The sequence below is a fragment of the Streptomyces djakartensis genome, from assembly GCF_014651075.1.
Classification (GTDB): Bacteria; Actinomycetota; Actinomycetes; order Streptomycetales; family Streptomycetaceae; genus Streptomyces; species Streptomyces djakartensis.
This window is the reverse complement of the sequence record NZ_BMWE01000009.1, coordinates 154,370-173,443: the sequence shown is the minus strand read 5'-3', so window position 1 is coordinate 173,443 and position 19,074 is coordinate 154,370. Positions and strand designations below refer to the sequence as shown.

The 19,074-nt window shown below is 71.9% G+C and carries 13 protein-coding genes; 5 read left to right on the top strand and 8 right to left on the bottom strand.

The window, feature by feature from the left end; translation table 11 throughout:
• Nucleotides 1-2: 2 nt before the first annotated feature.
• From IE212_RS17465 to IE212_RS17445, 5 genes are all read right to left on the bottom strand, one after another.
• On the bottom strand, nucleotides 3-1,565 hold the full coding sequence (locus IE212_RS17465; RefSeq protein WP_190198788.1) for a Wzz/FepE/Etk N-terminal domain-containing protein: 1,563 nt from the start codon (nucleotides 1,563-1,565) through the stop codon (nucleotides 3-5).
• Nucleotides 1,562-2,932, bottom strand: coding sequence for a Wzz/FepE/Etk N-terminal domain-containing protein (locus IE212_RS17460; protein ID WP_190198787.1), 1,371 nt, complete (start codon nucleotides 2,930-2,932; stop codon nucleotides 1,562-1,564). The genes IE212_RS17465 and IE212_RS17460 overlap by 4 nt, the downstream gene beginning before the upstream one ends.
• On the bottom strand, nucleotides 2,929-4,194 hold the full coding sequence (locus tag IE212_RS17455) for a glycosyltransferase family 4 protein (RefSeq protein ID WP_190198786.1): 1,266 nt from the start codon (nucleotides 4,192-4,194) through the stop codon (nucleotides 2,929-2,931). The genes IE212_RS17460 and IE212_RS17455 overlap by 4 nt, the downstream gene beginning before the upstream one ends.
• Nucleotides 4,184-5,509: a nucleotide sugar dehydrogenase gene (locus tag IE212_RS17450; RefSeq protein WP_190198785.1), complete on the bottom strand. Its 1,326-nt coding sequence runs from the start codon at nucleotides 5,507-5,509 to the stop codon at nucleotides 4,184-4,186. The genes IE212_RS17455 and IE212_RS17450 overlap by 11 nt, the downstream gene beginning before the upstream one ends.
• Nucleotides 5,510-5,588: 79 nt before the next feature.
• On the bottom strand, nucleotides 5,589-7,067 hold the full coding sequence (locus tag IE212_RS17445) for a sugar transferase (protein ID WP_190198784.1): 1,479 nt from the start codon (nucleotides 7,065-7,067) through the stop codon (nucleotides 5,589-5,591).
• A 477-nt stretch (nucleotides 7,068-7,544) separates the two neighbouring features.
• Between IE212_RS17445 and IE212_RS17440 the strand changes: the two genes are divergently transcribed.
• The 5 genes from IE212_RS17440 (at nucleotide 7,545) to IE212_RS17420 (ending at nucleotide 16,164) form a co-directional block, all read left to right on the top strand.
• Complete coding sequence (locus IE212_RS17440; protein ID WP_190198783.1) at nucleotides 7,545-8,513, top strand: universal stress protein; 969 nt, start codon at nucleotides 7,545-7,547, stop codon at nucleotides 8,511-8,513.
• 240 nt (nucleotides 8,514-8,753) lie between these two features.
• Nucleotides 8,754-9,674 (top strand): universal stress protein, encoded by a 921-nt coding sequence (locus IE212_RS17435; protein ID WP_190198782.1) that lies wholly within the window; start codon nucleotides 8,754-8,756, stop codon nucleotides 9,672-9,674.
• A 131-nt stretch (nucleotides 9,675-9,805) separates the two neighbouring features.
• Nucleotides 9,806-11,566, top strand: a complete 1,761-nt coding sequence (locus IE212_RS17430) for a GAF domain-containing sensor histidine kinase (protein ID WP_190198781.1) — start codon at nucleotides 9,806-9,808, stop codon at nucleotides 11,564-11,566.
• A gap of 405 nt (nucleotides 11,567-11,971) precedes the next feature.
• Nucleotides 11,972-12,589 carry a DoxX family membrane protein gene (locus IE212_RS17425; RefSeq protein ID WP_190198917.1) on the top strand — a complete coding sequence of 206 codons (618 nt, stop codon included), beginning with the start codon at nucleotides 11,972-11,974 and terminating at the stop codon, nucleotides 12,587-12,589.
• A 299-nt stretch (nucleotides 12,590-12,888) separates the two neighbouring features.
• Nucleotides 12,889-16,164 carry an NACHT and WD40 repeat domain-containing protein gene (locus IE212_RS17420; protein WP_190198780.1) on the top strand — a complete coding sequence of 1,092 codons (3,276 nt, stop codon included), beginning with the start codon at nucleotides 12,889-12,891 and terminating at the stop codon, nucleotides 16,162-16,164.
• Between the two features lie 317 nt (nucleotides 16,165-16,481).
• Here IE212_RS17420 and thpD read toward each other — a convergent pair whose 3' ends face one another.
• Genes thpD through ectB form a run of 3 tightly spaced genes read right to left on the bottom strand, consistent with a single transcriptional unit; the run spans nucleotide 16,482 to nucleotide 19,038 of the window.
• The gene (gene thpD / locus IE212_RS17415) at nucleotides 16,482-17,357 is read right to left on the bottom strand and encodes an ectoine hydroxylase (protein WP_190198779.1); all 876 of its coding nucleotides are present in this window, start codon (nucleotides 17,355-17,357) and stop codon (nucleotides 16,482-16,484) included.
• A 17-nt stretch (nucleotides 17,358-17,374) separates the two neighbouring features.
• Nucleotides 17,375-17,773 (bottom strand): ectoine synthase, encoded by a 399-nt coding sequence (locus IE212_RS17410; protein ID WP_190198778.1) that lies wholly within the window; start codon nucleotides 17,771-17,773, stop codon nucleotides 17,375-17,377.
• Nucleotides 17,770-19,038 (bottom strand): diaminobutyrate--2-oxoglutarate transaminase, encoded by a 1,269-nt coding sequence (gene ectB / locus IE212_RS17405; protein ID WP_190198777.1) that lies wholly within the window; start codon nucleotides 19,036-19,038, stop codon nucleotides 17,770-17,772. The genes IE212_RS17410 and ectB overlap by 4 nt, the downstream gene beginning before the upstream one ends.
• Nucleotides 19,039-19,074 lie beyond the last annotated feature (36 nt).

The following is a 19,074-nucleotide window of genomic DNA, read 5'->3' as shown; positions in this document are numbered from 1 at the left end:
TCCTACCGCGCCTCCTGGTCGTTGTCCGGGACGAGTGCGGCCCGCATCGGCTGTCGTTCCGCCCGCCGCCTGCCCTCGCCCACTGCCTGAACGGCGTGGGAGGTGCCCCCACCGCCCTGCCGGGCCGGTCGCTCGCCGCGGCCGCGCAGCGCGGTGTGCAGCCCGTCCCACAGCGTGCCGTCGGTCCGGTCCCGCGGGTCGGGGTCGATCAGCACCACGCCGATCACCTCGACGCGCTGGTCCGCGAGCTGCCGCGCCACGGTGTGCAGCCATGCGGCGCTGCCGTGCCCGGCCCGCACGACGAGCACCGTCCGGGTGCCGAGGTACCGCAGGTCGGTCCACGCCGTGCCGGGCGCCACCGAGCCGACGCCGAGCCGGCATCCTTGAGGTGACATGGCCGCGGCGTGCTCGCCGCTGACCACGGCCGGGTCTCCCGGCTTCGGGCGGCGGTCCGCCAGCCGCGGGCCGGGCAGGCCGTCGACGACGACCAGCGGCCCCTCCTTCGCCAGGACCCGGGCGACGTCCAGGGCGATCACACACGTGCCGCGCGCACAGCCCAGTTCCAGCAGCGACACCGGTTCCTCGGAGCCGCGCACGCAGCGGGTGAGGGTCGTGGTGAGCCGTTCGCGTGCCGCCCGGGTCCGCCGGCGCCGCCACCCGCCGCCCGGCCGCAGGGACGCGCGGGGCAGCTCCGCGATGACCGAGGCGCCCAGGTTCGCCGCGATGTCCCGGCGCAGCACGGGGCGGTCCGCCACGACCGTGGTGACCGCGGCCAGCGCGAGTCCGAGGACGAGCCCGAGGACGAGCCCGATCCCGGCGTCCGTGACAGCGGCCTTCGGCAGGGAGTGCCGCACCGCACGCGGGGCGTCCACGATCTGGGTACCGGCGATGACCTCGGGCGTGCCGGTACGCGCCTGAGTGGCGCGCTGGTCGAAATCCGCGATGCGCGAGTTGAGTTCGGCCCGGCGGGCGAAGAGCGACTCGATGCTCGCCGAGGCCTTCGGGTCGCTGCCCGGCGGCCGGTCTCCGATCTCCTTGTTGACCCGGGCGAGCTCCTCCCGCATGCGGTCACGCTGGTCGAGCAGTGCCTCGGCCTCGGCGTTCGCGGCCCGCCGCATCCGCCGCACGTGGTCCGTGACGAACGCGTCGGCCAGCGCCCGGGCCCGGGCCACCGCCTCCGCGTCGCTGTCGCCGTTCACCTCGATCTGCAGCAGGTTGTTGGTCAGGCCCGTGCCCCGGTAGTCGCGCATGAAGTCCTCGGGCCTTTCCGGGGACTTGAGGGACTTCAGGGCCATGCCGGCGACCCGCGTGGTCTCCAGCAGCGCGACGTCGGTGCGGATCAGCGTTCCTGTGTCGTTCGGCTGGTCGTCCTCGTGCGTGACCAGCACCTTGGTCACCGCGCTCGGCGGCGGCGGGAGCAGGACCGCCACCGCCGCGCCGAGCAGCAGGCCGAGCAGGGCCATGGCGCACCACAGGCGGCGGCGCCTGCGCACCGCCACCACCAGCGCCTGCAGGTCGAGGAGCGGAACAGCGGCCGACGACTGTGACGTCGTACTCGTCGTCACGCCGAACCCCCCGTCGCGTGGCCGCGCACCGCGAGCGCCGGAGTGGCGTCGTCCGAAAGCCGGCCGGCGGACCGTGCGGGGCCGGCCTGGACCAGATGGGCGATGACGAAGCCGACGACCTCGTGTCCGCCGTCCGCGCACGCCTCGGCGACACCGGCGAGCTCCTCCGCGGTCCAGCTGCCGGCGCTGAGCATCACCAGGGCGCCGGACTCGGCGTCGCCGTCCGGCACCAGCGGCCGGTCCACCGGCACCTCCACCACCCGCAGCGGCGGACCGCCCCTGGCCTCGGCGACGAGCTGCCCCGCGGCCCGGCGGGCCGTCCCGTCGCCGTCCGGTACGACGACCAGCAGCGGTCCGGACGCCGGCAGCCGGTCCCTCAGGCGGGCGCACACCCGCCGGTAGCGGAGCCGTCTGCCGGCCTCGTCGCCGGACTTCCGCGGGGCCGGCAGGTCCCACCGGGTGTCGACGCCGAGGAGCCGGCGGATCCGGGCTCGTGGGCCGCCGGCTCCGGGCCGGTGCGGGTCCCGTTCACCCGGCACGTCGACGGTGCCGAGGAGCGTCGAGCCGAGCGCCGCGGCGATCTCCGGTTCGGTGCGCAGCCTGCGGTTCATCCGTGCGGTGACGAGATGGCCGATGACGGTGAGCAGGAAGGACAGCAGCGCCCCGGCGGCGACGAGCTGCGTCCGCGTCGGCGGCGCCTCGCCGGCCGGCCGGGCGGCGGGGCCCATCACGACCATGCCGGCCTTGCCGGTCGCCGGGCCGGCCTCGTCCAGTTTCTTCATGGCTTGTTCCAGGGAGGTGCGCAGGTTCTCCAGCGCGGTGCGGGCCTGCACGCTCTCCACGCTCCGTCCCGGATCGGCCGCCTCGGCCAGCTCGGTGATGCGGCGGTCGGTCTCCTGGACCTTCTTCCGCAGCGCCTCGGCGTCCGTGGCCGCCGCGGCGTCGGTGCCGCCGCCCGCGACCCGCGCGGCGAAGGCCACGAACTCCCCGGCCACCTGGTCGCAGAGCCGCTGGGCGCGCTCCGGGGTGCCGGCCGTACCCGAGACCGTGATGATGTTCCCGTCGGCGGCCTTGGCGCTCACGCGCTCCCGCAGCTCGGTGCCGTCGAAGCCGGGCCAGTGCAGAGCCGCGGCCGCGCGGTCGGCCACCGCCGAACTGGTCGCGATGTCCACCTGGGTGAGCAGTTCGCGCTCCTCCCACTGCCCCGGCAGCAGTACCGACGCCGACGCGGTGTACCGCGGTGGGAGGACCACCACCGAGGTGCCGTAGCCGACCAGTGCGCCCACCACGGCGAGGACGGCGAGCAGCCGCCATCGCCGGCGGAGTATCCGCCCGATCGTGACGAGGCGGATCGTGTCATCGCTCAACTGCGCGGCCTCTTCCCTGCTCGTACCGGGCGGTTCGCCGACACCGGAGTGCGGCCACGGCAGGCGGCGGCATAGGCGGCGAGCAGCGACTCCTGCGACTTCCGCCAGGACAGCGGCCCGCTGATCCGCTCCTGGCCGATCTCGCCCATCCGGGCCCGCTTCTCCGGGTCGTCCAGCAACACCGCGATGAGCTTGGCGAACTGGGCCTCGTCGTCGGCGGGCGCGTAGACGGCGGCGTCACCGGCGGACACGCGCGCCTCCTTCAGGTCGAACGAGACGATCGGCCGGCCCATCGCCATGTACTCCAGGACCTTGTTCATGGTCGACACGTCGTTGAGCGGGTTGCGCGGGTCGGGGGAGAGGCACACGTCCGCGGTGGACAGGTGGCGCACCAGGTCGGCGTCCGGAACGCGCCCGGTGAACCGCACCTGATCGGTGAGCCCGAGCCGCCGGGACAGCTCCACCATCGCGTCGAAGGCGTCGCCGGCGCCGACGAACACCGCGTGCCAGTCGGTCCGTCCGAGCTCGTCGCGCAGCTTCGCCAGGGCGCGCAGGGCGTAGTCGACTCCGTCCTGCGGACCCATCACACCGAGGTAGCACAGCAGATGAGGCTTCCCGCGCTTCAACTCCGGCTCAGGCGGCACCGGTCGGAACCGGTCGCTCGCGGGGGCGCTGCGCACCACGAAGACGTCCTCCGGCCGCCGGCCACCACGGCGCACCGCGACGTCCCGGTAGCTCTCGTTCGTGGCGAGCACGATGTCCGCGGCCCGGTAGGTCCACCGTTCCAGCGCGCACACGGCGCGGTAGAGCAGGTCCTCGCCGCGTCCGAACCGGGAGAGGTACAGCTCGGGTACCAGGTCGTGCTGGTCGAAGACGAACCGCGCGCCGCGCCGCTTCAGCCACAGGGCCGGCAGGAACAGCAGGTCGGGCGGGTTGCAGGCGTGGACCACGTCCACGGGTCCGACCTTGCGGGCCAGCCGGGCCGTGTGCCACAGGGCCGTTCCGTACTCCCGCAGGTAGCCGGCCGGGCCTCCGGTGGCCGCGCGCAACGGGTAGCGGTGGATCCGCACACCGTCGATCTCGGCTTCCGCCTCGGTGTCCCGCTTGCCGCCCTGCGGGCAGATGACGTGCACCTCCCAGCCCGCGTCGCGCAGCGTCGTGCACTCCTGCCACACACGCCGGTCGAACGGCACCGACAGGTTCTCCACCAGGATGAGCGCGCGCCGGCCCGCCCCGTCACCGCCGACCGCGTCACCAGGCAAGGCCCACGTACCCCGGCTCGGCCCGGCGCGCCTCGGCGTCGGGCAGGCGGACGAGGTCGACGATCACCGGGTCGTCCCCATGGGGCAGCGCCGACAGCACGGCCGGATCCCTGGTCCCGACCAGGCACACCTCGGCGTGATCGAGCACCTCCCCGACGGAGTCCGCGAGCAGCTGCGCCAGGTGCGGCAGCCGGGTCTCGACGTACTCGCGGTTGGCGCCGATCAGCCGGGCCAGGCTCACGTTGGCGTCGTGGATCCGCAGGTCGTAGCCCTTGCCGAAGAGCCTCTCCGCCAGTTCGACGAGCGGGCTCTCGCGGAGGTCGTCGGTGCCGGGCTTGAAGGACAACCCGAAGAGGCCGACCCGGCGTTTGCCGGTCCGCTCGACCAGCTCCACCGCCCGCTGCAGATGGTCGGAGTTGGAGGGCAGCACATGGGAGAGGATCGGCACCGAGACGTCGGCCCGCCGCGCCGCGTGGACCAGACTGCGCAGGTCCTTCGGCAGGCAGGAGCCGCCGAAGGCGAAACCGGGCCGCAGGTAGGCGGGGCTGATGTTCAGCTTGCGGTCGGCCAGGAACACGTCCATCACCTGGTGCGAGTCCACTCCGAGCGCCTGGCACACCGCGCCCAGTTCGTTCGCGAAGCCGATCTTGAGACCGTGGAACGCGTTGTCCGCGTACTTGATCGCCTCGGCCGTCGGGACCGGCACCCGGAACACCTCGCCGGGCAAGCCCTCGTACAGCGCCGCCACCACGTCGCCGCTCGCCGGGTCGAGTTCGCCGATGACGGTCTTGGGCGGGTCGAAGAAGTCCCGCACGCTCGTGCCCTCGCGGAGGAACTCCGGGTTGACCGCGACCCCGAAGTCGGCCCCGGCCGTACCGCCGACGTACTTCTCGAGGAGCGGCACCAGCAGGTTCAGGCAGGTGCCCGGGAGCATGGTGCTGCGGAACACGACGGTGTGCCGTCCCCCTTGCCCGGCCCGCTCCGCCAGTGCGGCGCCGATCTCCTCGGTGACCCGCTCCAGGTAGGTGGTGCACAGGCTGCCGTTGGGCTCCGACGGCGTGCCCACGCAGATCAGCGACACCTCGCTGCCCGTGATGGCCTCGCGGACGTCGCCGGTGGCGCGTAACGCCCCGGTCCGCACGGCCTCGGCGATGAGCTCGCCGATCCGTTCCTCGACCACCGGGGCCTTGCCGTCGTTGACCAGGCCGACCTTGACCTGGTTCACGTCCACCCCGATGACCTCGTGCCCCATGCCGGCCAGGCACGCGGCCGACACGCAGCCCACGTAGCCCAGCCCGAAAACGCTGATTCTCATGACGCGTCCTCCCCCCAAGTCAGGCCCCTGCGGCCTGCGTTCCGCGCGTCGGCGGGACCGCCCCGCCGCAGCCCCGCCATCAGTAGGCCCCCTGCCCGGAGAGCACCGCACGCAGCGTCTTCCACAAGATCACTGTGTCCAGGGCGAGCGACCAGTCCTCCACGTACCGCAGGTCCAGCCGGACCGCCTCCTCCCACGACAGGTCGCTGCGTCCGCTGATCTGCCAGAGGCCGGTGAGCCCCGGCTTGACCAGCAGCCGCCGCCGGATGTCCGGTCCGTACGCTGCGGACTCCTCCGGTAGCGGAGGCCGCGGACCGACGAGCGACATCGATCCGCCGAGCACGTTGAAGAGCTGCGGGAGCTCGTCGATCGAGTACCGGCGCAGCACCGCACCCACCCGGGTCACCCGCGGATCCCGGTGGAGCTTGAACAGCAGGCCGGAGCCCTCGTTGCGGTCGGCCAGCTCACCCCGTGCCTCGTGGGCCCCGGCGACCATGGTGCGGAACTTGAGAATGGTGAACTCGCGGCCGTCCTTGCCGACCCTGCGCTGCCGGTAGAACACCCCGCCCCGGCTGTCCACCAGCACGAGCAGCGCGACGACGGCCATCAGCGGCGCGCACACCATCAGCAGAAACGTTGCGCCTACTCGGTCGACGACCCCTTTGACCGCCCGGCGGCCGCCGGTGAAGGCCGGCATGCTGACCCGCAGCAGCGGGATCCCGAGCACCGCGTCGACGTGCAGCCGTGGACCGGCCACCTCCATCAGCACGGGAGCCACGACCATTTCGGTGTCGCCGCCTTCGAGGTTCCAGGCCAGCCGCTGCAGCCGGTCCGGTGACCAGTGCGGGTCCGGTGTGACCGCGACGACGCGGTAGCCGTCGTGGCGGACGTGCTTGGCCACGTCCGTCAGCCGACCGACCACCGGCACTCCGTCCAGCTCGTCACCGTCGAGCCCGCGACCGTCCGCCGTGCACACCGCGTCCACCCGCCAGCCGAGGTGCGGGAACTTGCGGGTCCGGGTGATCAGGTCGCGCACGGTGGCCGGGCTCCCGGCGGCGAGCACCGGCCGCAGGCACCGTCCGTCCTTCCGCTGTCTGTGCAGCCAGAGGCGCAGCAGATACCGCGCGGTCATGACGATGAGCGCGATCGCGGGGACCGCGACGAAGATCCACAGCTTGATGTTGCGCGAGGTGAGGGCGATCCCGCCGAGCGCCAGGACGACGGTCGCCATGAACAGTGAGCGTCCCAGCCGGCGGAACTCCTCGGCGCCCTGGCCGAGCACGGCCGGAGCCCACGCCCGGCTCACCGCGAGGGCCCCCAGCACCAGCAGCCAGGTGCCGAACGCGAGAATCCCCCACTTCTCATGCCAGTTGGCCGCGTCCCGGGCCCCGAAGAAGTTGCCGATCGCCGCCACCACGACGGCGGTGGCCACGGTATCGCCGGTGATCACGGTACGGCGGTACCGCTGCTCCCAGTCGATCGCGGGCTGTCCGATGGCCCCGTCCGTCAGCTGCCCGCGCGCCGACGGAAACGGGCTGGCTAATCCCCCCTGCCGCACAGAACCCCCCAGGTCCCCAGTGGTACGACGGTTCGCCCAACACTGTGCCTGCGGGAGACCCCCGCCCCCCGCGCCGCGCTCTTTCCACCCGCGAGAGGCCCCCGCCTCCCGCGCCGCGCATGAATCCCGGTTCGTTCAGGGCTGCCTCGTGCGCTCCCCGCGCTCGAGGCCCCGTCCCGGGCATCACCGATCGATCATCCCCAGGTCCGGCGCCGGGGTTGCGACTACTGGCCTTGCACAGCGCCGGATCGATAGATCATCTTTTGTCGCCTGGTGTCCAAACAGGTGAAGCAGGGGTCAATGTAGACCATGCGGACCCACCTGAAGAAGAGATGTGTGCAACTTGTGCTCGGTCTTCAGGGCACCCAGGGTCGAAGGGTCCCTTGGCCAGGGCTGTACGGCCCCTTGGACCTCCGGTGCGACCAGGAGGAGGCTCGAAGTCGTAGGGACGTCCGTCGACTTGGGAGGGGACACGTCATGCCGCACGACATCGTGGTGGGGGTCGACGGATCGCCCGCGGGCCTCGCCGCCGCGCACTGGGCGGCGCAGGAGGCCCAGCGGCGGGGGACCGGGCTCGGCGTGGTGCACGCCTGGTACCGCCACGCGCGCCCCGCGCCGTACGTCCCCATGGACTTCAGCGAGCACGACTGGGCGGAGCGGGTCCTGGGGGAGGCCGTCAGGGGTCTGCGCGCCGCCCATCCCGGTCTGCGGATCACCGAACGTCTCGTCTGCGACGCGACGGTGGCCGCGCTGCTCGCCGCGGCGGCCGACGCCGACCTGCTGGTCCTGGGCTCCCTCGGACTCGGCCCCGTGGGCGGGTTCGTGACGGGCTCCGTCTCCCAGCGCGTCGTCAGCCGGTCCACCCGCCCCGTGGTGCTGGTGCGGGCCGGACACGGAGCCGCCGGGGAGCACCTGCCGGCGGCGGACGGTGTGGCCCCGGAAGAGATCCCGCAGACGCCCTACCGCGACGTCGTCCTGGGCCTGGACGTCGGCCGTCCCTGTGACGAGCTGATCGAGTTCGCGTTCGACGCCGCCCGGCGGCGCGGGACCGGCCTGCGGGTGGTCCACGCCTTCCGGACGCCGGCCCGGCCCGCCTCCGGCCCGTCGGTCCCACCCGCCTCCGGTCCGTCGGTCCCGCTCGTCTCCGCGGCACCCGAGGGCCCGGCACCGGATCCGCGGCCGTACGCGCAGGATCTGGCCGACGAACAGCACACCGTGACGGCGGTGCTGCGTCCCTGGCGGGAGAAGTACCCGACCGTCCCGCTGACCGAGGTGGTCACCGAGGGCCGGGCCGCCGTCACCCTGGTGCATGCCGCCAAGGACGCCGGACTCCTCGTGGTCGGCCGCCGCACCACCGGCCACCGGGCGGGCGCCCACACGGGCCCGGTCACACACGCCGTCCTGCACCACGTCGAGTGCCCCGTCGCGGTGATCCCGCACGACTGAGGCCGGCGCGGACGGCACGGCTGCCCCACCGGTGCCCTCGACGCCGCGTAGGCCGAACGCTCACGGGGCACTTCGGCGTCGCGCCCCCCTTACGACCCGAACTCGCCCCTGAGCGGCCTGCGTTCGTGGGCCGGTTCGGACCGGGGCCGGGGACCGTCGGCCGCCGGGGCCGGGACCAGTGGGCCCTCCCGTCGACGCCCGCGCGGACCGAAGACTTGACGCAGCCTGAGGGAGGTACCCATGACCCGCACCATCACCGCCGGACTCGACGGCTCGCCGGAGAGCCTGGCCGCCGCCGACTGGGCCGCGCGCGAAGCACAGCTCCGTGATCTGACCCTGCGGCTGGTGAACGCCTGGGAGTGGCAGCCGCCCGTCTACGCGCCCGCGCCCGGGCTCGGTGTGCCGGTGCCGCCGAGCGACCTCCAGCGTGCGGAGGCGCAGCGCCTGTTGGAGGAGGCGCGGAGCCGTGTCGCCGGCCGTCGTCCCGGGCTGCGGATCGACGTCGACGCGATCGGCGGTCTGCCCGTCCCGGCCTTGCTGAAAGCCTCCGAGGACGCCGAGCTACTGGTACTGGGATCCCGCGGTCTGGGCAAGGTCACCGGCTTCCTGCTCGGCTCCGTCTCCGTGGCCGTCCTGGCCCGGTGCGAGCGTCCGGTGGTCCTCGTGCGGTCCGGCGGGCAGCGGGAGGAGGAACCGTCGCCGGCACTCTCGGCGTCCGGCCTCCCCGCCACCCCCGGCCACCGCGATGTCGTCCTCGGCCTCGACCTGCACAAGCCCGGCGACGCGGTGATCGACTTCGCGTTCGACGCGGCTTCGCGGCGCGCGGCGCGTCTGCGGATCGTCCACGGCTGGACGGTGCCGCCCTACTACTACGGTGGCGAGCTCATGCCCGGCCTGAACGACGAGCCGGCCACGCGGGTGCGGCGCGAACTGGCCGACATGCTGCGGCCGTGGCGGGAGAAGTACCCCGACGTGGAGATCAGCCCGCAGGCCACGGTCGGTGGCGCGGGCCGCCACCTGGTCGACGCCTCCCACGAGGCGTCGCTGGTGGTCGTCGGCCGCCGGATCCGCCGGGCGGCGATCGGCGCTCACATCGGGCCGGTGACCCAGGCTCTGCTGCACCACTCCGCCTCCCCGGTGGCGGTGGTCCCGCACGACTGACCCACGGCACACCGGGCCGGTCCGCCCGCCCGGCGGCGGTGATCCCTCATCGTCTCCCCGTTCGAGCCGCTACGGTGGGCAGCCGAACGGTGAGACCGCCGGCAGGCGGTGGGACGTTGGAGGATCAGCGGGTGGGAAGTGCCGAGGAAGCCCGCGAGGCGCGGGTGCGACTGCCGCAACTGCAGCTGGATGAACTGCTGGAGGAACTGCAGGCCCGCCTGGACGCGGCGCGCGGCACCCGGGACCGGGTGCACAGCCTGCTGGAGGCGGTGCTCTCGGTCGGCCGTGAGCTGGAGCTGGAGCAGGCACTGCGCAGCATCGTGGAGGCGGCGGCGGCGCTGGTCGACGCGGAGTACGCGGCGCTCGGCGTGATCGGCCCGGACGGCAAGCGGTTGTCGGCCTTCCACACGGTGGGCGTGGACGAGGAGCAGATCGCGCGGATCGGGCCCTACCCGGAGGGTCACGGCATCCTGGGCGAGCTGATCCGCCACCCCGAGCCGCTGCGCCTCCCCGTACTGTCCGATCACCCGGCCTCCTACGGTTTCCCGGCCCACCACCCGCCGATGAACACCTTCCTCGGCGTCCCCATCCGGGTACGGGACCACGTCTTCGGCAACCTGTACCTCACGGAGAAGCGCGGCGGACAGCAGTTCGACGAGGACGACGAGTCGGTGCTGGCGACGCTGGCCGTGGCGGCCGGTGTGGCGATCGACAACGCCCGCCTGTACGAGGAGTCCCGGCTGCGGGAACGCTGGCTCCAGGTGAACGCCGAAGTCACCCACACTCTGATGTCCGGCGCCGGCCAGGCCGATGTGCTGCGGCTGATCGCCGAGCGCACCCGGGAGATCACGGCTTCCGCCCTGGGCCTGGTGGCCATGCCCGTGCCCGGCACCGAGACGCTCGTGGTGGAGCTGGCGATCGGCCGGGAGGCCGAGGCGCTGAACGGGATGGTGCTGCCGGTCCGCGGCAGCCTCGTCGGAGAGGCCTTCGACCGGCGTGCGCCGGTGACCAGCCCGGACGCCTCCCGGGACCCGCGCGTCTCGGGCGGCCCGCCGCGCTTCGCCGAACTCGGGCCCGCGGTGGCCGTCCCGATCGGCTCGGGCGACCAGGTCCGCGGCGTGGCGCTGCTCGCGCGGGAAACGGGCCGGCTCGGCTTCACCGACAAGGAGATCGAACCACTGCAGGTCTTCGCCGCGCAGGCCGCCGTGGCCATGGAACTGGCCGAGCGCCGCCAGGACGCCGAGCAGATCGCGCTGCTGGAGGACCGCGACCGGATCGCCCGCGATCTGCACGACCTCGCCATCCAGCGGCTCTTCGCCACCGGCATGACACTGCAGAGCGCCGGCCGCTTCATCCAGCACGACGGGGCCGCCGAACGGGTCCAGCGCGCGGTGGGCGAGCTCGACGAGACCATCAAGATCATCCGCTCGACGATCTTCGGGCTGCGCTCCCGGGACGACGGGACGGCGGCGTCCGGTCTGCGGGCCCGTGCGGTGCGCGCGGTCGGCGAGGCCGCGCCGGTCCTGGGCTTCGCCCCCGGCCTGCGCATGGAGGGCCTGCTCGACACGCACGTGCCCGGCCAGACCGCCGACCACCTCGTGGCCGTCCTGACCGAGTCCCTGACCAACATCGCCCGGCACGCCCACGCCGACCGCGCCGACGTCGTGCTGGAGACCGACGGCAAGCAGGTCCGCCTGACCGTCACTGACAACGGCGTCGGCATCCCGCCCGCGGGACGCCGCAGTGGCCTGGCCAACATGGCGGAGCGGGCACGGAAGCTCGGCGGCGGCATGGAGACGGACAGTCCGGAGGGGAAGGGGACACGGCTCGTCTGGCATGCGCCGGTGGACCCGTCCCCGGGCGCCACCAGGCGGGCGCCGGCGGCCCCGTGACGCCCTGTGACGCGAGGCACGGTGGGTGAGCAGGGGTCCGTAGATCGAGGGCCGCACGGCCGGGTGCGCCAGGGCCGGGTGTGGGGGCCGACGAACCCCCCGCTCGGTTCCATGCTGCCGGCGAATCCGGGCTGCGATCGGTAAGTGTCCGCTCAGTCTCAGCGACATGCCGTACGCCCAGCGTGTCGCTGAGACCCGAACGACAGTTGTGGTCGCCGATCGGATCCGCCAACAGCGTCGGTACCGTTGCGGCACCTGTCGCGCCGGACGCGGCCGAACGTCCCTGCCGAAGAGGGCTGTTGGGACCCTGAGTGCGGACCATCGGCATCGGGTGCGGGCCGGTGCCGGCCGGGAGAGTGAGCGGTGCCGGAGACCAACCGCACCTTTCCCGAAGGGATCACCGCCATGGCCGTGCATCAGCCCACCCACCGCAGTGGGGGCTTCCACCTGCCGTCCTTCCGCAGGAACCACGCCGCTTCCGGACCGGAGCCGGCCGCGTCGGCACGTACCGAGACGCTCACCGCACGGGCCTGCGTCTTCGCCTCGGCCCGCGTGCTGATGGGCTTCGTCTTCCTGTGGGCCTTCCTCGACAAGACCTTCGGCTTCGGCTACGCCACCCGGTCCGGCAAGGGCTGGATCGACGGTGGTTCGCCCACCGAGGGCTTCCTCGGCCAGGTCGCCGCCGGTCCGATGGAGTCGACCTTCCACGCCTGGGCCGGCGCCGCGTGGGCGGACTGGCTGTTCATGCTGGGGCTGCTCGGCATCGGGCTCGCCCTGACCGCCGGAGTGGCGCTGCGCCTGGCGGCCTTCGCGGGGACCGTGATGATGGCCCTGATGTGGATGGCCGAGTGGCACCTGTCGGACGGCTCCCCGAGCATGTCGACGAACCCGTTCGCCGACTACCACCTGGTCTACGCGGTGGTGCTCATCGCCCTGGCCGCCGCCTCGGCCGGTGACGCCCTCGGCCTCGGCCGGCTCTGGGCCCGGCTCCCGGTCGTCCGCGACCACGGATGGCTGCGCTGAGCAGGACCGGTGAGGGTGGGCCACCAACAGGCCCACTCCCACCGGTCCGGGTTGGGCCGGCGGCTCGCGCTGAGTCCGCCCCCGGTGATGAAGGCAGATGTCGAACAGCTCGAGCAGCACCTTCGGATCACGGCCGGAGTCGCAGTGCCTGCGAGTGAGCACACTGGCGACCGGGCGGTCGCTGTTTGCGTTAAGCAGAAACCCCGGACATTTCTCAACACATCGGCATGACTTCACCCTTGGGAGTGAAGCGGACCACAACCGCCCTGCCGCATCTCCGGATCGGCCAAGCTGCGTGCATGGTGCTCCTATCCGAGCGGAACCGGCGCAGTCGGTACGTCCGTACGATCATCCTGGGCCTGCTCGCCGCAGTCACCGTCGGTCTCGTTGCCACGATGGCGGGGGCCGGTGCCGAGGACAACAACACCCTTGCTGCCGTCAGCAGTCTCTTCGTGGCGATCGCCGCCCTGGCGGTCGCGATCTGGGACGCTTTCTGCCCCCCTCCCGAGAAGACTCTGGAGGAGTGGGTGAGCGACCTGACGAGCACACTCAGGGACCAGGGATGGCAGGAGGCGAGCGAGCGGCAGTTGGGCAACGCCCAACTGCTGCCGATAGCATGGTCCGCGACCGCCCGGCAGGTCTCCGACTCCCCGGCCGCGATCCTCGGCCGGCCGGAGACCAGGGGCGTGCGCCTCCTCGACGGGCGGCTGGACGGTGACTTCGAGAACGTCAGGCTGCGACTCGGCGAAGCCTATCGCGGCATACCCAGCGGTCGTCTGGTTGTCATCGGCGAGCCGGGAGCGGGCAAGTCGGTCGTCGCCCTCACCCTCGCCCTCGGCCTCCTCGGCACCGAGTCCGACCGCGCCCCGGAAGCGCTGCCCGTCCTGCTGCCGGTATCCAGCTGGGACCCGGTGCGCGACTCGCTCGACGACTGGATCGCCCACCGGCTGGCCGAGACCCACCTTCCCGGCCGGCCCGACGTGGCCCGGCGGCTGCTCCACGCCAACCTGCTGATCCCGATCCTTGACGGCTTGGACGAGATCCCGGAATCCTCACGGCGCAGCGCGGTCGACAAGATCAACGAGACGTGCGCCGGCTCTCGTAGGGTCGTCGTGACCTGCCGGGCGGCCGAGTACGAGGACGTGATCCAAGGCGGCGCCCAGGTTCTGCGCCGCGCTCCGGTGGTGGAGATCGCTTCCGTCTCGGCCGCGGACGCGATCGCACACCTCCGCGGAGCGGGTCTGACAGGCGAGGCGTTGGGGGAGATCGAAAACCACCTGCGCAACGAGCCGCACGGTGCGCTGGCAACCGCACTCGCCACTCCGTTGATGGTGTCCCTGACCCGCGCGGTCTACCAGAGCGGCGACCGCGATCCGCGGGAACTGCTCGGCTTCGATACCCGCCACAAGGTGGAGGAGCATCTGCTCGACCACCTGATCGGGTCCGCGTACGCACCCGACGCCGGTGCGCCTCCGGGACCCGACAGGGAGCGGGAGGGCCAGGAGGCCATGAAGCGGCTGATGTACCTGGCGAAGTACCTCCATCTTGAGCGGGAGCGGGACCTCGACTGGTCGGTGATGAGCCAGCGCCTGCTGTCCCGGTGGACGGGACCCGTCATCGGCATCGGGCTCGGCGTCCTGCTGATGGTCGCCGTGGCGGCCGCGGTGTCCGTGCTGGACCCCAAGGCGGATGAGCTCGAGGACGTCCTCGCCGTCGGCGCCTCAGTCGGCGGCGGGTTCGCCGTCCTGGCCATGGTGATCTGGTACGCCGCTCCTGACCCCGTGCCCGGGCGGCTGGTGTTCGCCCTGCCGGGCTCGTTCGCCCGACTGCGCCGGGGATTCGGTACCGGCGTGGGGCTGGCGGCCGTCCCTCTGGTACCGCTGCTGGCGGCGGCCGCGGTCACGACCTCCGTCACGACGCACTGGTCGCCCGATGCATTGCACAACTTCGTGATGGCGGTGACCGCGGCGGCCGGGGCGGCCGGTGCGGTCGGCATCGCCTTGGCCGTCCACAGCTGGCTCGCAGCGCCCCCGCAGGGCTCCACCGTGGTGAGCCCGGCCGGCCTCCTGGCACGCGACCGCGGTTCGGCGCTGACCGGAGCCGCCGCGGCCGGTGTCGTCCTCGGGGCCACCGGGATCCCGCTGGCCTTCCTCGGCTCGCTCGCCGGGGAGCTGGCGGTACTTCTCGTGACCGGTTGGTCGAACGAACCCTCCGTGGCGGACCTGGCGGGATTCCTCGCCGACCCCGACGGGATCGAGGACAGCTCCTGGAGCCCGTTGGTGGTCGCGGCCATGACGGTCCTGCCTGGGCTGGTCTTCAGCATCCTGATCCTGCTCACGCGGGCCTGGCCGAGATTTCTCCTGGTGCGGCTCGTCCTCGCGGCACGGGGGCAACTGCCGCTGCGTCTCATGGGCTTCCTGGCCGACGCACAGCGCAGAGGACTGCTGCGCCAGTCCGGCGGCACCTACCAGTTCCGGCACATCAGACTGCAGGAGCGCCTCGCCAACAAGTCCCTGGCCCAGGACCAGGAGCGGGCCGTGACCGAGGCGGCCGCCAGGCGCCGCCGTCTGCGCGCGGTGGCTGCCGGGGCGTTGGTGCTGTGCGGCCTCGGGCTGGTCTCCGGCGGGCTGCCCGCCGACTCCTCGGATACGACACTGACCACAGGAACCGTCAGCGCCATGGCCTTCAGTCCCGATGGGAACACCCTCGTGACGGGCAACTGGTCCAGCCTACGCCGGTGGAACATCGAGGCAGGCGACGAACGGACCGTGTGGGACGACGGGGAGAACAGAGGCCCAGTAGTCAGTCTGTCCTCGGACGGCACCACTGTGACGACCCAGAAACTGGGTGGTGAGGGCTCTGACTTGGTCGAATCCTGGAACGCCCGGACCGGAACGTCGAAGGGGCGTGAGAAGTGGCCGTACAGGTTCCCCCCGTTGGTGCTGAGCGGGGACGGCTCCCGGCGCGCTGTTCATGCCGAGCCTGGCTACGTGGCCGTCCTGGACACCAGAACCGGCGTCAAGAGCGGCCCCGCCGTCCACGTACCGGGATTGGCCGGAGCCTACGGCTACAACGATTACGCCAAGGTGACCGTGGCTCTCAGTGACGGCGGAAAGCGCATGGCGGTCGCCACGTCCGACGAAAAGTCGATCACGGTCCGGCTGTGGGACGTGGATTCCGGCCGGCTCCTCTTGGATCCACGGAAAGTGAACGGCATCCGGCCCCGTGTGCAACGGCTGATGCTGGACGCGCTCGGAGACACCTGCGCCTTGGCCGTCACCGACAAGAACGGCAAGCAGGGCCCGGTGCACATCTGGCACATCGACGACCGGGGCCGAAAAGTCAGTCCGTCGACCGGACCCGTCAGCGAGGTGGCGCTCAGCGCCGACGGACGTCGGCTGGCCACCACCGACGACAACCGCGCCTGGGTGTGGGACACCGGTAACGGCACCGAGGTCGCGGACCTCACCGGCCCGGTCACGAGCATCGACGCCCTGGCGATCAGCGGCCGGGGAGACCGCCTCGCGGCATCGGACAGCGGCCTCACCCGGGTGTGGACGCTCCCGGCGCACTGACCCGCCCCTGCCGCAGCGACTACCTGGTGGTCCGAGACACCGGCGTGGTCAGCGCCTGGCAGAACGACTCATTCGCGCAGGCACGCCCGCATCTCCCGACGCTCGGTGCGCCGCCCACACAGGTCGACGGAACCGGTCAGGCCGGCGCCCACGGCTGACCGCGGTACAGCGGAGGTACGGGCGACGGCTGATGGGGCCGGGTCCGTTGAGAACCGCCGGGCATCCGGCTGCATTCCTCGTGACCCACAAGGCCGCTTCCGGCGCGCGCAGGCAGCTGGCACACCTCTGCCGCCGCCCCGCGTCGTATGCCCCCTCTGTCACCGAACCGGCGTGAAGTCCCGCGCCCCGATGAACTCCGGCCGCCGCACCGGCGCCGCGAACGGTTCCACCGCCGTGTTCTCCACGCTGTTGAACACGATGAAGACGTTGCTGCGCGGGAACGGCGTGATGTTGTCGCCGGAGCCGTGCATGCAGTTGCAGTCGAACCAGGTCGCCGAACCGGCCTTGCCCGTGAAGAGCTTGATGCCGTGCTCGGAGGCGAACTTGGTCAGCGCCTCGTCGGACGGCGTGCCCGCGTCCTGCATCTGGAGGGACTTCTTGTAGTTGTCCTTGGGTGTCCGGCCGGCGCACCCGATGAACGTCCGGTGCGAACCCGGCATGATCATGAGGCTGCCGTTGGTGGCGAAGTTCTCGGTGAGCGCGATCGACACCGACACCGTGCGCATGCGCGGCAGGCCGTCCTCGGCGTGCCACGTCTCGAAGTCCGAGTGCCAGTAGAAGCCGGAGGCCCCGAAGCCCGGCTTGACGTTGATCCGTGACTGGTGGACGTACACGTCGGAGCCGAGGATGCGGCGGGCGGTGCCCGCCACGCGTTCGTCGCGTACCAGGTTCGCGAAGACCTCGCTGATCTTGTGTACCTCGAACACCGACCGGACTTGCCGGGTCTTCGGTTCGACGATCCGGCGTTCGTCGGTGGCGAGCGCCGGGTCGTGGATCAGCCGGTCGAGTTCGGCGCGGTACCTCTCGGTCTCGTCGTCGGAGAGCAGGTTCCCGTCGGTCAGGAAGCCGTCGCGTTCGTAGGATTCCAGGCCGGGGGAGGACGGGCCCCAGACGACCGGGTCCCTGCGCGGTGTGACGACCTCGGCGGGGCCCCGGGTCGGGTACAGGTCCTGGACGGCCGTGGTGGTGGTCATGGGGCGGTCCCCTTCCGTCAGGCGTCGGGCTCGGGGGGCGGGTAGGAACCGTTCTCGTCGTGGTCCTCCCAGCCGGTGACAGGGGGGTTGAAGACGCACACGCAGCGGAAGTCGGTCTTGGGGCGGAGGGTGTGCCGCTCGTGACCGTCGAGCAGGTACATCGTGCCGGGCTTGATCCAGTGGGTCTCGCCCGTCTCGTGGTCGGTGAGTTCGGCCTCGCCTTCGACGCACAGCACGGCCTCGACGTGGTGCGCGTACCACATCGACGTCTCCGTGCCCGCGTAGAGCACGGTCTCGTGCAGTGAGAAGCCGGCCTTCTCCCTGGCGAGCACGAGGCGTTTGCTCTCCCACGTACCGGAGGCGGCCCTGACGTGGCGTTCGGTGTTCTCGATCTCGTTCAGTGACCGGACTATCACGTGGTCTCCCGTACCGATCGGGCGAGGAGCCGCAGCCCCTCGTCCAGCTCTTCCGGGCCGGTGGTGAGGGCGGGCAGCAGCTTGACGACCTCGTCGCGGGGCCCGGACGTCTCGACCAGCAGCCCGAGTTCGAAGGCGCGGCGGGCCACGGCCGCCGCGCGCCACTCGTCCGGGAACGCAAGCCCCCACACCAGCCCGCGTCCGCGGACGGCGGCGCCGAGCTGCGGATGCTCGTCGCGGATGTCCCGCAGCGCCTGCTCGACCTGCTCACCGCGGGCCATGGTCTGCTTCTCCATCCGGTTGTCGGTCCAGTACGTCTCGAGCGCGGCGGTCGCCGTGACGAAGGCGTGGTTGTTGCCGCGGAAGGTGCCGTTGTGCTCGCCCGGCTCCCACACGTCCAGGTCGTGCCTGAACAGGCACACGGACAGCGGCAGGCCGTAACCGCTGATGGACTTCGACAGCGTGACGATGTCCGGCGTGATGCCGGCCTCCTCGAAGGAGAAGAAGGCGCCGGTGCGTCCGCAGCCCATCTGGATGTCGTCCACGATCAGCAGCATGTCGTGCCGGTGACAGAGCGCGGCCAGCTCCCGCAGCCATGTGCCGCGGGCCACGTTGACACCGCCCTCGCCCTGGACCGTCTCGACGATCACGGCGGCGGGCTTGTTCAGGCCCGAGCCCTGGTCGGCGAGCAGCCGCTCGAACCACAGGAAGTCGGGGACCCGGTCGTCGAGGTAGTGGTCGAACGGCATGGGTGTGCCGTGCACCAGCGGAATGCCTGCTCCGGCCCGCTTGACGACGTTGCCGGTGACGGCCAGCGCACCCAGGGACATGCCGTGGAACGCGTTGGTGAAGGAGACGATCGCCTCGCGCCCCTTCACCTTGCGGGCCAGCTTCAGCGCCGCCTCGACGGCGTTGGTGCCGGCCGGGCCGGGGAACATCACCTTGTACGGCAGTCCGCGCGGTCGCAGCACCAGTTTCTGGAAAGTCTCCAGAAACACCCGCTTGGCAGTGGTGGCCATATCGAGGCCGTGGGTGATTCCGTCGGCCTCGATGTAGTCGAGGAGGGCCCTTTTCAGTGCGGGATCGTTGTGGCCGTAGTTGAGCGATCCGGCACCCGAGAAGAAGTCGACGTAGGTACGGCCGCTCTCGTCGCGGAGGTGGCTTCCCCGTGCGTGGACGAAGACGGTGGGCCAGCCTCGGCAGTAGCTTCGTACCTCGGATTCCAGGGCTTCGAAAACACTCAGATCCGGCTGCCTTTTCGTCATGACACTCCTAGGTGCGGGAGAAGTCCGAGCCCCGGT